The 12,717-nt window shown below is 61.2% G+C and carries 18 protein-coding genes; 9 read left to right on the forward strand and 9 right to left on the reverse strand.

Going from position 1 to position 12,717, the window contains the following annotated elements; genetic code table 11:
- Nucleotides 1–23: 23 nt before the first annotated feature.
- The gene (locus tag E5W70_RS14235; RefSeq protein ID WP_292659065.1) at nt 24–914 is read right to left on the reverse strand and encodes an SDR family oxidoreductase; all 891 of its coding nucleotides are present in this window, start codon (nt 912–914) and stop codon (nt 24–26) included.
- A gap of 135 nt (nt 915–1,049) precedes the next feature.
- Here E5W70_RS14235 and E5W70_RS14240 point away from each other — a divergent pair, with 135 nt between their 5' ends.
- Nucleotides 1,050–1,460 (forward strand): helix-turn-helix domain-containing protein, encoded by a 411-nt coding sequence (locus E5W70_RS14240; protein WP_292659068.1) that lies wholly within the window; start codon nt 1,050–1,052, stop codon nt 1,458–1,460.
- 250 nt (nt 1,461–1,710) lie between these two features.
- Here the strand turns inward: E5W70_RS14240 and E5W70_RS14245 are convergent, their stop codons facing one another.
- Together E5W70_RS14245 and E5W70_RS14250 are read right to left on the reverse strand one after the other, a co-directional pair.
- Nucleotides 1,711–2,436 carry a glutathione S-transferase family protein gene (locus tag E5W70_RS14245; RefSeq protein ID WP_292659071.1) on the reverse strand — a complete coding sequence of 242 codons (726 nt, stop codon included), beginning with the start codon at nt 2,434–2,436 and terminating at the stop codon, nt 1,711–1,713.
- 1 nt (nt 2,437) lies between these two features.
- A complete protein-coding gene (locus tag E5W70_RS14250; RefSeq protein WP_292659074.1) occupies nt 2,438–2,743 on the reverse strand; it encodes a Rieske (2Fe-2S) protein in 306 nt (101 codons plus the stop codon).
- Between the two features lie 100 nt (nt 2,744–2,843).
- Here E5W70_RS14250 and E5W70_RS14255 point away from each other — a divergent pair, with 100 nt between their 5' ends.
- Nucleotides 2,844–3,296, forward strand: a complete 453-nt coding sequence (locus E5W70_RS14255; protein ID WP_292659077.1) for a MarR family winged helix-turn-helix transcriptional regulator — start codon at nt 2,844–2,846, stop codon at nt 3,294–3,296.
- 29 nt (nt 3,297–3,325) lie between these two features.
- On the opposite strand, the gene E5W70_RS14260 is transcribed toward E5W70_RS14255, so the two are convergent.
- The gene (locus E5W70_RS14260) at nt 3,326–3,754 is read right to left on the reverse strand and encodes a DUF1772 domain-containing protein (RefSeq protein WP_292659080.1); all 429 of its coding nucleotides are present in this window, start codon (nt 3,752–3,754) and stop codon (nt 3,326–3,328) included.
- A gap of 156 nt (nt 3,755–3,910) precedes the next feature.
- On the opposite strand from E5W70_RS14260, the gene E5W70_RS14265 reads away from it, so the two are divergent.
- From E5W70_RS14265 to E5W70_RS14285, 5 genes are all read left to right on the forward strand, one after another.
- The gene (locus E5W70_RS14265; RefSeq protein WP_292659083.1) at nt 3,911–4,564 is read left to right on the forward strand and encodes a TetR/AcrR family transcriptional regulator; all 654 of its coding nucleotides are present in this window, start codon (nt 3,911–3,913) and stop codon (nt 4,562–4,564) included.
- 135 nt (nt 4,565–4,699) lie between these two features.
- A complete protein-coding gene (gene ilvC / locus E5W70_RS14270) occupies nt 4,700–5,719 on the forward strand; it encodes a ketol-acid reductoisomerase (protein WP_023676662.1) in 1,020 nt (339 codons plus the stop codon).
- Between the two features lie 255 nt (nt 5,720–5,974).
- Nucleotides 5,975–6,952, forward strand: coding sequence for a DUF3592 domain-containing protein (locus E5W70_RS14275; protein WP_292659087.1), 978 nt, complete (start codon nt 5,975–5,977; stop codon nt 6,950–6,952).
- Nucleotides 6,953–7,451: 499 nt separating this feature from the next.
- Nucleotides 7,452–7,973: a hypothetical protein gene (locus tag E5W70_RS14280; RefSeq protein WP_292659090.1), complete on the forward strand. Its 522-nt coding sequence runs from the start codon at nt 7,452–7,454 to the stop codon at nt 7,971–7,973.
- The gene (locus tag E5W70_RS14285; protein ID WP_292659092.1) at nt 7,966–8,589 is read left to right on the forward strand and encodes a hypothetical protein; all 624 of its coding nucleotides are present in this window, start codon (nt 7,966–7,968) and stop codon (nt 8,587–8,589) included. The genes E5W70_RS14280 and E5W70_RS14285 overlap by 8 nt, the downstream gene beginning before the upstream one ends.
- Before the next feature lie 12 nt (nt 8,590–8,601).
- Here E5W70_RS14285 and E5W70_RS14290 read toward each other — a convergent pair whose 3' ends face one another.
- The 3 genes from E5W70_RS14290 to E5W70_RS14300 form a co-directional block, all read right to left on the reverse strand.
- A complete protein-coding gene (locus E5W70_RS14290) occupies nt 8,602–8,886 on the reverse strand; it encodes a PilZ domain-containing protein (RefSeq protein WP_292659122.1) in 285 nt (94 codons plus the stop codon).
- Between the two features lie 173 nt (nt 8,887–9,059).
- Entirely contained in the window at nt 9,060–9,644 is a 585-nt protein-coding gene (locus E5W70_RS14295) for a BA14K family protein (RefSeq protein WP_292659095.1), read from the reverse strand.
- Nucleotides 9,645–9,695: 51 nt separating this feature from the next.
- Nucleotides 9,696–9,833: a hypothetical protein gene (locus E5W70_RS14300; protein ID WP_156937338.1), complete on the reverse strand. Its 138-nt coding sequence runs from the start codon at nt 9,831–9,833 to the stop codon at nt 9,696–9,698.
- On the opposite strand from E5W70_RS14300, the gene E5W70_RS14305 reads away from it, so the two are divergent.
- Both E5W70_RS14305 and E5W70_RS14310 read left to right on the forward strand, forming a co-directional pair.
- The gene (locus tag E5W70_RS14305) at nt 9,832–10,944 is read left to right on the forward strand and encodes an endonuclease/exonuclease/phosphatase family protein (protein WP_292659104.1); all 1,113 of its coding nucleotides are present in this window, start codon (nt 9,832–9,834) and stop codon (nt 10,942–10,944) included. The two genes, E5W70_RS14300 and E5W70_RS14305, sit on opposite strands and share 2 nt — an antisense overlap.
- 7 nt (nt 10,945–10,951) lie before the next feature.
- Nucleotides 10,952–11,698, forward strand: a complete 747-nt coding sequence (locus tag E5W70_RS14310; RefSeq protein WP_292659107.1) for a hypothetical protein — start codon at nt 10,952–10,954, stop codon at nt 11,696–11,698.
- Here the strand turns inward: E5W70_RS14310 and E5W70_RS14315 are convergent.
- Together E5W70_RS14315 and E5W70_RS14320 are read right to left on the reverse strand one after the other, a co-directional pair.
- Nucleotides 11,673–11,915: a hypothetical protein gene (locus E5W70_RS14315; protein WP_292659109.1), complete on the reverse strand. Its 243-nt coding sequence runs from the start codon at nt 11,913–11,915 to the stop codon at nt 11,673–11,675. The two genes, E5W70_RS14310 and E5W70_RS14315, sit on opposite strands and share 26 nt — an antisense overlap.
- A gap of 112 nt (nt 11,916–12,027) precedes the next feature.
- Nucleotides 12,028–12,717 (reverse strand): FtsX-like permease family protein (locus E5W70_RS14320; protein ID WP_292659113.1); only part of this gene is annotated, 690 nt, incomplete at its 5' end.

Genomic DNA, 12,717 nt, shown 5'->3' on the forward strand with positions numbered 1-12,717 from the left:
GAAGGGCACGGCCATGATCAGGCTTAGCTCACCAGAGCCGCCTTGTTTGCTTCAAGAAATTGCTTCAGCGGCTGCGGCTTCCTGCCGGACAGCGTCTCGACCGCGTCGGTCACCATGCTGATGCGACCGGAGCGGGTGTTGGTGTCGAAGGAAACGATAACGGGGGCGAAAGCCTCGGGAACGCCGGCTGCCTTCAATCCCTCGGTCAGCGCTTCATCCGAAAGCTGGACAACTTCGATCGGCTTGCCGGTGACCTCGGTGACGAGGGCTGCAATCTCGGCCATCGTGTGGGCGTTGGGGCCGGTCAGTGTGTATGTCGTGCTTTCGGTTGCGCTCGAAGCGAGGCCGGCGGCGATTGCGGCAGCCATATCGTCGCGCGCGCCATGAGCAATGCGGCCGTCTCCAGCGGACGTGTACCACTGCCCCGAGGCGATGGCGTGCGGCAGCGCCATGAACAGGTTCTCCTGATACCAGCCATTGCGGAAGATGGTGTAGGGGATACCGCTCGCCTTGATCGCCTGCTCGGTGCCATGGTGATCGGGCGCAAACAGCACCGGCGATCCTGGCTCCGGATTGGGCATCGATGTGTAGAGCAGATGCGAAACACCCGCGCTTTTTGCGGCGGCGACCGCGGCCTCATGTTGCTTCAGTCGCTTGCCCGGAAGGGCGAGCTCGTTTGTCGAAATGATCAGAATCCTGTCGGCGCCGGTAAATGCACTGGCCAACGATGCGGTGTCGTCGAAGTCGACCGTCCTGATGGTGACGCCTCGGGCTGCCAGATCGGCCAGATTTTCCGGATTGCGGGTAGCGGCGATGATGCGCTGAGGGGAGACCTTGAGCGTTTCAAGCAGATGATTGATGACGCCGCGGCCGAGCTGGCCGGAGGCGCCGGTGACAAGAAGGGTGTCGGTCATGAAAGGTCCTGACGTTGCGCCGGAGCGGCGGGTTCATATGTTAGTCTCAAAAAGAGACCAGCACTAAAATAGGAATTGACCCATCCTCGTAAAGAAGGCAGTTTTGCGGGAGGTAGGCACACCCAGGGAACCAGCATGGACGGCAAGATCGTCAATCTGAGATCGAAGCTCGAGATCTACAAAGCAGGTAGCGGTGGCGGAAACCTTGCGGATTGTCCGGTTCGCGACGTGATCCAGGGCATAAGCAATAAATGGAGTTCGCTGCTGATGGAGGCCTTGGCCGAGAAGCCGTACCGCTTTGGCGAGTTACGGCGCCTCGTGCCCGATATTTCACAGCGCATGCTCACCCAGACGCTGCACGATCTGCAGCGCGACGGCTATGTGCATCGCCAGGTGTTTCCGACCAAACCGCCGAGCGTCGAATACAGCCTCACCGATCTCGGGCGCTCGATGTTTGGACCCTTGCATCAGCTGATCCAATGGGCCGAGCTCAATCACGGCGCTGTACGCGAGGCGCGGAAGGTTTTCGATGCTGTCGAGGGCTGAGCCTCAAGGCCGAGACGGCGGCTTGATTTAGCGACAGCGCTGAAGGATTGTCCGGCCTGGGTTGGGTCGGGCAGATGGGCAATTCTCTGGACATCGCGATTGCCGGCGCGGCGATCAGTTACGCGCTCATAGGAACGGACCGTATCGATACTGCGCTGCGTTCGCGACGGGCTGGTGGCGACAGTGGCAAGAATTCCGCCGGAAACGAATATCCTTGCCTCGATGATGGCTGGAAGGGTGGTCGATCTGTTCAGGCGGATCGGGCTTGCGGAAGCGCTGTGGTCGAATCGTTTTGGCGGATGATTTCCGAAAGGTGCGAACCCTTGGCCTGCAAGTATGCATGGAGGCGTTGCGCATAATTGGGAGCGACCGCGTCCTTTACGGATGAGCGTTCGTGCAGTGCCTTGCGCCAGGCCTCGACATGCGGCTTTCCGTCCAGGATGCCGAAATCGCCGATTCGGTCAAAGACCTCGAAATAACGGAAAATCGGCCCATAGACCGCGTCGACCAGTGAAAAACGCTCGCCGGCGAACCATGGCCCGGCCGCGCCATTCGCCAGTTCCACTTCCAGGCGATCGAACATTGCCGACAGAGCCCCGCTTTCGGCGCGGAAGGCGCTTTCGGTCGGCGCTGAATAGAAGCGACCGATGGCATTGAGGATTGCCGAGCCGAATTCGATCCAGGCGCGATGCCGGGCACGGGCATAGGGATCGGTGGAATGCAGCGGATTGGGTTGGGTTTCCTCGAGGAATTCGAGGATGACGAGCGATTCGAAGATCACCGTTTCCTGGCCGTCATGCTCAACGCGGAGCAGCGGCACCTTGCCGAGCGGCGATATCGCCTTGAACCAGGCAGGCTTGTTGGCGAGATCGACGGCGATGCGCTCGAACGGCACGTCCTTTTCGCGAAGTGAAATCGCCGCGCGCTGCACATAGGGACAAAGATGTTGGCTGACGAGGATGAGCTCGTCGGTCATCTCACTCTCCCCAGACATAGTTCAAGGCACCGTCCTCGACCCGGGTGGAGAGGAACATCGGGCGGGAGCCCTTCGGCGCCGGGCCTTCGAGGCGGTCACCGTTTGCCATGTCGAACGAGGCGCCGTGCCACTGGCAGACGAGCTTGCCGTCCTTGCAGTCGAGCGGGCCACCGAAATGCAGGCACATGTTGGCGGCGGCGCGGATACGCTCGTCGCTGCGGTAGACATGGACCTCGCGGCCGAAGAACGGAGCGATCAGGCTACCTGTTTCCGGAATGTCGGCGATCCTGCAGATTTCATGCTTCATCGGAATTGCCTCTCATGATTAATGCGATTGCATCTATATAGATGCATTTGCATCGATCGTCAAGCTTGATGCAATTGCATCTATCGCTTACGATGCAATCATGACAGGGATTCCTTCACCTCCAGCCATCAAGGCCTGGGCCCGCCTGATGCGGGTTTCGCGCCAGTTGTTGGAACGAGCCGAGGACGCGCTGAAGGACAGTGGCCTGCCGCCGCTTGCCTGGTACGACGTACTGCACGAGCTTGCCGAGGCGGGCGAGGGCGGATTGCGGCCGTTCCAACTCACCGAGCGCACCCTGTTTGCGCAGTACAACATCTCCCGGCTGCTGGCGCGGCTCGAAGCCGACGGGCAGGTCGAGAAGCTTCCAGTTGCCGATGACGGCCGCGGGCAAACAGTCCGCGTCACCGACAAGGGACGCGAGACGCGCCGCCGCATGTGGACCGTCTACGGCCGGTCGATCGCGGAGTTGGTCGGCTCCTGGCTTTCCAATGATGAGCTCGATGCGCTATCAGCTCTGCTTGGGCGCCTGCGAGATCCGCCCGCTCCGGAATGACATGCCGAAGATGGCGTGGACCTGCGAGGTCAGGCACTGGCCCAGAGGAATGCCAGCGTCGCCAGAACGCCAAGCCCGACGCGGACCATATGCAGATTGCCCCATTTGGCGATCAATGTCCGAGCTTCAGGATTGATGGTGTTAGCGTCCATCGCCTCCAGCAACCTATTTGCCGGCATCATCACCAGCAGCGTCCATGGCCAAGGCAGGATGATCAGCAAGGCGCCGACCAGATAAGCGAGGTTGCCGGTCAGCCACCACGCGACGAGGCCCAGAATACAGGCGATGACGGCGATCGAGGCCTGCATGGCGGCGCCGCGCTTGTAGGAAGGCTGCCATTCCTGCAGCAATGCCTTGTCATCGAGGCGAAGCCGCGCCGGCTGCTCGGCGACGCTGACGTAGATAGCCGCGCCCGCGAACACTGCGGCAACGGTCAAGGCAAGCAATCCGGCGAGCATGATCCGTGTCTCCCGTGATGCCCCGCATGGAGCGAGCTACAGAAATAAGAGCTTGCGCCGGGTCGGGCAATACGCCATAAAGCCGAACCGTAACGTACGGTACGCTGCCGAGTTCGTATCTGAACTGCGGGTGAGTTCGCCTCCTGAGGAAAGACTGTGTTGCACGCTGTGACCGAGATCGACACCAGCGAGGCGCTGACGGAGCGGCAGAAGGACGTGCTCGACGCCGCCCTTCGCCTGCTGGTCGAAGAGGGCGATCAGTTGACCATGACCGCCGTGGCACGGCGGGCGAGCTGCTCGAAGGAGACGCTCTACAAATGGTTCGGTGATCGCGACGGGCTGTTGACGGCAACGGTGCAATGGCAGGCGTCCAAGGTGCGGGTAGTGCCGGTCGACCGCAAGGGGCTCGACCTTGCTTCGCTGACGGCGAGCCTCGAACGCTTCGCTTCGGACTGGCTCACGGTAATTTCGAGCGACACCTCGATCGCGCTGAACCGGGTGGCGGTCGGTCATGCTAGTTCGGGGAAGGACGATCTCGGCGCCATCGTGCTGGAGAATGGCCGCTTCGCGCTGGCCAGGCGCCTGAAGCCGGTGCTGGAGGCCGGGAGACAGGCCGGGTTCCTTGAATTTTCGGACGCGGAGACGGCGTTCCGCACCTTTTTCGGGCTGGTCGCCCGTGACGTGCAGATCCGCTTGCTGCTTGGCGACCGGCTGGAATTGACTGATGCGGCGATCGGCGGCGATGCCGTCCGGGCGACGCAGCAGTTTCTCGCTCTTTACGGGGCAAAAACCGGGCCTCAGGGCCCATAGAGCCGGATGATTTCAGGTCGAATCGAGCTGAAATCTGAATCCGGCTCTACACCTAGAGATGGAGCATGATGTCGTCCGAAAACCGCTTCACACTTTTCGGCATCATGCTCTGGTTCAAAACGGGAAGGAAGAAAAATGCGTGTCTATTACGATCGCGACGCCGATCTCAACCTGATCAAGGGCAAGAAGGTCGCTATCATCGGCTATGGCAGCCAGGGCAGGGCGCATGCGCTCAATCTCAAGGATTCCGGCGTCAAGGACATCGCCATCGGCCTCAAGGCCGGCTCGGCGACCGCCAAGAAGGTCGAGGCCGACGGGCTCAAGGTGATGAGCGTGGCCGATGCCGCCAAGTGGGCCGACCTGATGATGATGGCCACGCCCGACGAGCTGCAGGCCGACATCTACAAATCCGAGATCGCGCCAAACATCCGCGATGGCGCGGCAATCGCCTTCGCCCACGGGCTCAATGTGCATTTTGGCCTGATCGAGCCTAAAGCTTCGGTCGACGTCGTCATGATCGCGCCGAAAGGGCCCGGCCATACGGTACGCGGCGAATACCAGAAGGGCGGCGGCGTGCCGTGCCTGGTCGCGGTCAACCAGGACGCTTCGGGCAATGCGCTCGATTTGGCGCTCTCCTATGCCTGCGGTGTCGGCGGCGGCCGTTCCGGCATTATCGAGACCAATTTCCGCGAGGAATGCGAGACCGACCTGTTCGGCGAGCAGGTGGTGCTGTGCGGCGGTCTGGTCGAGTTGATCCGCGCCGGCTTCGAGACGCTGGTGGAAGCCGGCTACGCGCCGGAAATGGCCTATTTCGAGTGCCTGCACGAGGTCAAATTGATCGTCGACCTGATCTACGAAGGCGGCATCGCCAACATGAACTATTCGATCTCGAACACCGCCGAATGGGGCGAATACGTCTCGGGCCCGCGCATCATCACCGCCGAGACCAAGGCCGAGATGAAACGCGTCCTGAAGGATATCCAGACCGGCAAGTTCACCTCGGAATGGATGCAGGAATATCGCGCCGGCATGTCGCGCTTCAAGGGCATCCGCCGCAACAACGACAGTCACCAGATCGAGGAAGTCGGCGCCAAGCTGCGTGCGATGATGCCGTGGATTTCCAAGAACAAGCTGGTCGACAAGGCCAAGAACTGAAGGAAATCCACGTTCGTTTCGTTACGCGTCATCGGGCTTCGCCCTGCGGGCGCGTGGGAATTTCCAAGAACAAGCTGGTCGACAAGGCCAAGAACTGATCGCAATTTCATTGCCGATCAAGAAAGGCCGGTGGAGCGATCCGCCGGCCTTTGCATCAAGATTGTGTGGTTTCCAGGCTTCTGGACAGGCGCACTCTCCGCATCACCGTGATATGCCTGTGCGGGGCATGGCACCAAAGTGCCAAGGGGGTGAGAGTTGGAACTCAAATTTCTGTTGGTCGGGTTTGCCTGCGCGGTTGCCGGCATGCTCTCCCTCGTCACCTTGCTGAAGTGGTGGGAGGTGAGGGCGGTCAGCCGCTGGTCTCCGACGCCGGGAAAGATCATCTCGTCGCGGGTCGAGGCTCGCGAGGTGACCAGTTCGGGGTCCGGTTCGGACAGCAGAGGGTCGACCGAAATCCGCAACTTCCCGGCAATCACCTTCGAATACAAGGTGAACGGCAAGACGTTTCGCAGTTCGCACTACAGCGTGCAGGAGAACCTTGGAAACTTTGCCGTGGCGGAAACCCTTGCGAAATTTCCAAACGGGGCCGGCGTAACCGTCTTCTACAATCCGGCCGATCCAGCCAAGGCCGTGATCGAACGCACCATGCCCGACGGCTCCTTCAAGTTCATGGTCCAGCTTTCGGCCGGGCTGGTGGTCGGCGCGGTTGTATTGGTCTTCTCCGTCGGCGGCGTCCTCGAAGCGATCCGGCCGTTTTTGCCCAAGCCGCAGAACCTCGGCGCCGCTGCCCTGCTGCTTTTCATGGGATTGTTTGTCCTGCGCATGGGCTTTGCCCAGAAGTCACTTGCGGAACAGGCGGCCAAATGGCCCATCACGGCAGGACGCATCGACGCCTCGGGCCTGCAGAAATTCGAGACCCGCGACAGGTCCGGAGGCGGCTATCGACCCTGGCGCGCAGTCTTCAAATCCCGCATCGTCTACAGCTATAGCGTCGCCGGCCAGCGCTACGCCGCCGATCGCATCGCTTTCGGCGCAAACGTGACGGCTTCGCTGCCGAGCCTCGTCAGCGGTCAGTCACAACGCTATCTCCAGGGAGATAAGGTCGAGGTCCACTACGATCCCGACAACCCAGTTGCAGCGGTTCTCGAATGCAGGGTGAGCGGGCTTTGGCTCCTGTGGGTCTGCGCCGCTGGCTTCCTCGGTGGAGCCGCGCTGCTTGTTGGGGTGATCTAGTGCCGAACCTGCCGTCCTAGACGCTGTAGATCCAGAGGAAGGGCACTTGTCTTCAGCATCTGACAAGAACTCCGCTGTCGAAGCCAGGCCAAGTCAATCTCACCGTCGCACCGTCGACAACAATATGGATGACACGGGAGAACGGCTCTTCGGCCGACGGGTCGGATCCGTAGCATTGGCTGGCCCGCGCCACCCAGCCCGTAGGCGTCTTGAGAAACGTTGCGTGTTCGCAGCCGAGAGCAGGGACCGACAGCGCGTCGCGGTACAATGTGTAGACAGTCTGGCGTTGAACATCCGCAACGGCGGTACAGTTCGATCTGTTCCCGGACCATGTGCCCACATACTGTTCCGCGGCGAAGGCGTGGCCGCACGAAAATGCTAGGATCGAAATGAGCATCAAGAGATTTCGCATCATCGATTCTTTCTTTTCGACGTGGCCTTGGGCCATGCTAAAGCATCGATGCTTAAACTTCACAATGATGCTGCTCCAGGGACTTAAATGATCATCCGCAAAGCAGCAGCTATTTTTCTGAGCATGCTGAGCCTGTTGCAAGAAGCGAACGCAACAGAATGTTCGCTCAGCCATGCGACCTATCGCGAGCCGCGTTCGGGAGCGACGATACAGTTCCGGCCAACCAACAACGAGCCGGCCGCGCTGACGACCGAGGTCTTTTCGCTCATCGTGCCCAGCACCGACCTTCGTCTGCCGTCGGACATCACCTGGACCAATGGCAAGTACTCGTTTCCTGTGGGCACGATCCGGCACACCTGCACCGACGACGATCGCGAGGCGGGTCTCGAGGACGGCACCGGGCTGTGCAGAGTGTGGGATGGGCAGGTCTATGCGTTCAACGCAGGCGGTGCCGAGCAGTTGAGCTCCCGCGAAGCCTCGCCGGCACCGGCAGGGTTGCTGTTGCCTGACTTTGGCGCGATTTTTACCGAATGGCCCGATTTCGCCAAAGCCAATCCCGACGGTTCAGCCTGGGACGCCTTTAGCTTGACGGGTTGCACCGATGAATAGCAAGAGACTGCCGGCCTGCATCTTCGCCCTGCCGGTCGTTGTGGCCATAGCCACCGGGGCTCGTGCCGACCAAAGCAAGCCGTCGCGTCCGCCTGTCGACAAATGCGCTTGGGAACGGCTGGCGGACAAGGATGTCGGGCTGGCTGCCTGGGTGCAGCGCTGCGATTTCGGTTTTCGCCGGATTCATTTCGAGCTTGGCGGCAATGCGCTTGCCATCAAATACAGCGACGGCGGGCCGGCCGATCCCATCGTCGAAGTCTTCGATATGCTGCCGGGCGAAGCGGCCGTCGCTGCGTTGCAGCGCATTTTTACGCAGAAGACCGAGAAGGCCGTCAGCACACGTTGCGTGCTCATGCCTTACACCGAAGGGGTCACGCCCGTAGGCATCATGCGATACGTCTTTAGTCCCGACGCCGCCTATCATGAGGAGTTGAACGCCGTCGCCAACCCTGACGAGGTCGGCGAACCGCCTTGCGGCGAATGGGGCGAAGCCCCGGACGGCATTCAGTATTTCGAGGTGCAATCACCCGAACTGCGAAAGCTTCTATTCGTTCGCGTCGGCCAGGATGAGCCGCTGTTTGACGAGCAGACACTGCAAGTCCTGCCGCCCGGATAGCGCCGGGACATATCAGCCGTAATGCCAACTTGGCTTTGGCTGGGTGCCGGTGAACATCACGCCGATGCGATCCTCGCGGCGCCAGCGGACCACGGCCTCGTAGGCAATGCCGTCGGTCGGAACATAGAGCAGGAACTCATCGGGCACGCGCGCGTCGATCGAGACCTTCAATTCGGCGCCGCCAGCATGCATGTTGCGCAGCGTGCATGTGACCTCGGAATTGGTCATGCCGGTCAGGATCGTCGCGCCTTTCAAGACGCGCTGCCGGCGTTTGTCCCTCTGTTCGTCCTCGGCCATTGCACGCAATCCAGCCATCTTCGCGTCTCGGGCGTTCTGATCGGGAGGATTATTAGACCTGCCTGATAAAAATAGCGTTATCACCAGTGAGACTGGGCGATTTTCGCGATTCCTGGCTGGAAGAAAAAGGCGCCGCGAAGCACGGCGCCGAATGATGCTTGTTGTCGGCCTGCTTACCTATAGGGCGAGTAGCATTGCTGGCGCGGCCCGTAATAGGGCTGGAAGGTGTTGTCCCAGGCGCGGTACGACCGGTAGCGATTGTAACACCATTGGACATGTGCACTGGAAAGCCGCCCTGCGCGATAATAGCGGCGCGGTGGCGGCGCGTTGTAGTAGTTATAGCTGTTGTACAGGCTGCCAAGGCCGAACCCCAGGCCCAAGCCAAGAATCGCGGCGCCCGCACTATCATCATAGTAGCCGCCGCGGTAATGGCGGCGATGGTGGCGCCAGCGCCAGCTGTCGTCCCAGCCGCCATTGTCCCAGTGTCTCGAAAAATGATGGCCGCGGAAATTGTGGGACCGCCATCTCCAATCATCGTCTCCGTGCCATTGCCGAAAGCCGCGATTGCGCCAACGCCAGATCTGCCTGTCGTTGCCGCCTGCCCAATCTTCACGAATTTGCACGATGTCGGCGGCATTGCCCGCCACCGGCAGTAGGGGTTTGGGCATCGGCCCGGCAAGCGAGGGGGCCGAGAGGCCGGCTATCAGACCGAGGGACATCAGCCCGGATCTGACGGAAGATAAAAAGAGCGGTTTCATCGCACTCTCCGAAGGTTCAGGCCCCACGCCCAGAATACCCCGGGGAAGGGCCTATTGATGGAACTTTCCATCTGAACGGAAGATGAACAAAAAGGTTCCGTCAACCATGGCGAGCGCGCGATCAATCAGAGCCGCTTGGTTTCTGCGCCCTTGTTTTCGGGCGCGCTTGCGGGCAAAGGTCAAAGCCATGTCGCTGCGCCTTGCCACCTTCAACGTCGAAAACCTGATGAACAGGTTTGATTATTCTGGATACCGCAATCAGCTCAACGAAGATCGCACGCTGGCGCTTTTCGACATCCGGAGCGAGGCCGAATACAAGATGCTCGAGCAGGCGCGGGCCATCGCGCAGTCTGACGACACGCGCCAGTTGACGGCGCTGGCGATCGCGGCCACCCGCGCCGACATTATCTGCATGCAGGAGGTCGACAACATCGAGGCGCTGAGGGCCTTCGAATATGGCTATCTATTCAAGATGGTGGGGCAAGGCTACCGGCAGAAATACACCACCGCCGGCAATGATTCGCGCGGCATCGACGTCGCCCTGATGATGCGCAACGAGACCGCGCAGGGCCAGCCGATCGAATTCGTGCGCATGACCAGCTACGCCTATGTCACGTTCGAGCAATTCGGACTGCACACGGCGGAATTGGCAGCGCTTGGTCACCAGGCCAATGAACGCATCTTCGGGCGCGACTGCCTGGAAGTCGATCTGACCGTCGCAGGCGCGCCATTGACGCTCTATCTCGTGCATTTCAAGTCGATGGGCTCGCCCCGTAACGGCCTCGACGGCCGCGAGGCGACAATGCCGCTGCGCATCGCCGAGGCGCAAGCGGTGCGCCGGATCATCGAGGAGCGTTTCGGCAAGGACCATGCCGCCGACAAGCGCTGGGCAATCTGCGGCGACATGAACGACTACCGGCAGCGCGTGAAGATTACCGGCGATGCCGTCGACGGCTATCGCTTCGAGGTCATCGACGAGACCCGGTCCTGCATCGACGTGCTCACTGCCGGCGGTTTTTGCGAAAACGCGGTCGAGCGGCGGCCGGAAATGGACCGCTGGACTTTCTATCACACACGTGGACCGGAAGAGCGGCATCTCTGCCAGCTCGACTACATCCTTTTGTCGAGGGCGCTAGCCAGGCAGAACGCCACCGCCGTTCCCGATATCATCCGCAACGGCCAGCCTTGGCGGACCATATTTCCGGCGGGCCAGGAGGTCGAGCGCTTCCCACGCGCCGGGTGGGACCGGCCGAAGGCATCCGACCATTGCCCGGTAGCAATTGCCCTCGACATGGCGTGAGACCGGCGTGAGTTTCGACCTGCCGCGCAACGTCATCCTGCCGGTCGATGCCATCGACGTCAGGCTTGATCCCGGCCCGCATCCGTTCGAGCGCGATAATGCCGAGGCGATCGCCGCAAACTGGCGACGTGAGACCGCGGCCAAGCCGGCGCTTTTCGACGGCACCGTGGTGCTGCTTTCAGCACTCAGCTATCGCGACAATCGCCTCGTCGGCCGCTGCCATGCGGTGCGTTATTCGACCTTCATGCTTTGGCGCGGCAATCGGCAGGTGGCCGGGGCCGAGCATGCCTATGCCCATGCCATGCTGGTCGCCGGCGACAATGCGCTTGTGGCGATCCGCATGGCGCCGCATACGGTCAATGCCGGGCGCATCTACTTCGCCGCCGGTTCGTTCGAGCCAACCGATTTCCGCGACGGCCTTGTCGATGTCGACTTCAACATGATCCGCGAGGTACGGGAGGAGACCGGCCTCGACCTATCAGGCGCGACACGCGGCAAGCGCCACTACGCCCTGTCGACGGCAAGCGGCACGGTGATCTTTCGCCGCTACCGCGAGACGGCCTCCGCCCACGACCTGGCACAGCGGATCAGCTCTTTCGTCGCGGCCGAGTCAGAGCCTGAAATCGAAGGCCCCGTGATCATCCGCAATGCAGCCGACCTGCCGGACGGGTTAATGCCGCATATGAGACCGCTGATCGAATGGCACTTTGCGGGCAAGGATTCCGACTCTAACGTCGCAACCTGCCTTCAATAGCCTTGCGGTCGCTACGGGCAGCGACAAAATACAACAGCACGCCGAGACCCAGGAGCGCCCCCATCGCCGTTCCCATCGTCTGCCCAATTACCTGCTGGAAGTCGGCGGTGACGCGATCGGGATTATCCATTCCATAACGGATCAAATTCCACCAAAGCCCTGCCAAGGCGGCTTCGACGATCACCATCGCCAGAGCCAGTCGCCCTTTCTTGCTCATCCATTGTTCCCCCTTAGTCCCCAACAGCATTGTTATCATTGCAGATTGTGCTGCGACAAGGGCAGATTGCATAAAAAATTGGCAGCGTCTGGAGCGATACTTGCTGCAACACCTACTCATGTCTCAGCGCGTCGATGGGGTTGAGCCGCGCGCCGCGCAGCGCCGGGAAGAAGCCGAACACCATGCCGATCAGCGCGGAGAAGCCGACCGCAAGCAGGATGACCGCCGGGCTTGGCGCAAACGGGATCGTCAGCGTCACCGAGGCGAGGCCGGCAAGGGCCAGGCCGATCAGGATGCCGATGATGCCGCCAAGCAGCGACAGCACGGTTGCCTCGACCAGGAACTGGATGAGGATATGCTTTTCATGGGCGCCGATAGCGAGCCTGATGCCGATCTCGCGCGTGCGTTCGGTTACCGACACCAGCATGATGTTCATAATGCCGATGCCGCCGACGAGCAGGCTGACGCCGGCGACGGCACCGAGCATGCCAGTCATGGTGGTGGTCGCGCTGGCCATAGCATCGGCGATTTGGGTCATGTCGCGGATCGAGAAATCATCGTCACGGTCGGGCGTGATGCGGCGCGTGTCGCGCAAGATGTCCTCGACGCGCGTCTGCAGCACCGTGGTTGGCGTGCGGTCGTCGGCGGCGACATAGATCGAGTCGATGTCGCGATTGCCGGCAATGCGACGCTGATAGGCGGCGAGCGGCATCAGCACGACATTGTCCTGGTCCTGGCCGAAACCGGTATAGCCCTTCGGTTCGAGCAAGCCGATGATCTTGCAGGAGGTGCGGTTGACGCG

The organism is Mesorhizobium sp. (assembly GCF_005063415.1).
GTDB lineage: Bacteria > Pseudomonadota > Alphaproteobacteria > Rhizobiales > Rhizobiaceae > Mesorhizobium.

What these genes read in the sequence shown, in the direction of transcription:
- E5W70_RS14235 (WP_292659065.1), bottom strand. Translation starts at nt 914, where the DNA reads ATGACCGACACCCTTCTTGTCACCGGCGCCTCCGGCCAGCTCGGCCGC.
- E5W70_RS14295 (WP_292659095.1), bottom strand. Translation starts at nt 9,644, where the DNA reads ATGAAACCGCTCTTTTTATCTTCCGTCAGATCCGGGCTGATGTCCCTC.
- E5W70_RS14285 (WP_292659092.1), top strand. Translation starts at nt 7,966, where the DNA reads ATGAATAGCAAGAGACTGCCGGCCTGCATCTTCGCCCTGCCGGTCGTT.
- E5W70_RS14245 (WP_292659071.1), bottom strand. Translation starts at nt 2,436, where the DNA reads ATGACCGACGAGCTCATCCTCGTCAGCCAACATCTTTGTCCCTATGTG.
- E5W70_RS14315 (WP_292659109.1), bottom strand. Translation starts at nt 11,915, where the DNA reads ATGAGCAAGAAAGGGCGACTGGCTCTGGCGATGGTGATCGTCGAAGCC.
- E5W70_RS14260 (WP_292659080.1), bottom strand. Translation starts at nt 3,754, where the DNA reads ATGCTCGCCGGATTGCTTGCCTTGACCGTTGCCGCAGTGTTCGCGGGC.
- E5W70_RS14300 (WP_156937338.1), bottom strand. Translation starts at nt 9,833, where the DNA reads ATGGCTTTGACCTTTGCCCGCAAGCGCGCCCGAAAACAAGGGCGCAGA.
- E5W70_RS14280 (WP_292659090.1), top strand. Translation starts at nt 7,452, where the DNA reads ATGATCATCCGCAAAGCAGCAGCTATTTTTCTGAGCATGCTGAGCCTG.
- E5W70_RS14240 (WP_292659068.1), top strand. Translation starts at nt 1,050, where the DNA reads ATGGACGGCAAGATCGTCAATCTGAGATCGAAGCTCGAGATCTACAAA.
- E5W70_RS14305 (WP_292659104.1), top strand. Translation starts at nt 9,832, where the DNA reads ATGTCGCTGCGCCTTGCCACCTTCAACGTCGAAAACCTGATGAACAGG.
- ilvC (WP_023676662.1), top strand. Translation starts at nt 4,700, where the DNA reads ATGCGTGTCTATTACGATCGCGACGCCGATCTCAACCTGATCAAGGGC.
- E5W70_RS14250 (WP_292659074.1), bottom strand. Translation starts at nt 2,743, where the DNA reads ATGAAGCATGAAATCTGCAGGATCGCCGACATTCCGGAAACAGGTAGC.
- E5W70_RS14290 (WP_292659122.1), bottom strand. Translation starts at nt 8,886, where the DNA reads ATGGCCGAGGACGAACAGAGGGACAAACGCCGGCAGCGCGTCTTGAAA.
- E5W70_RS14255 (WP_292659077.1), top strand. Translation starts at nt 2,844, where the DNA reads ATGACAGGGATTCCTTCACCTCCAGCCATCAAGGCCTGGGCCCGCCTG.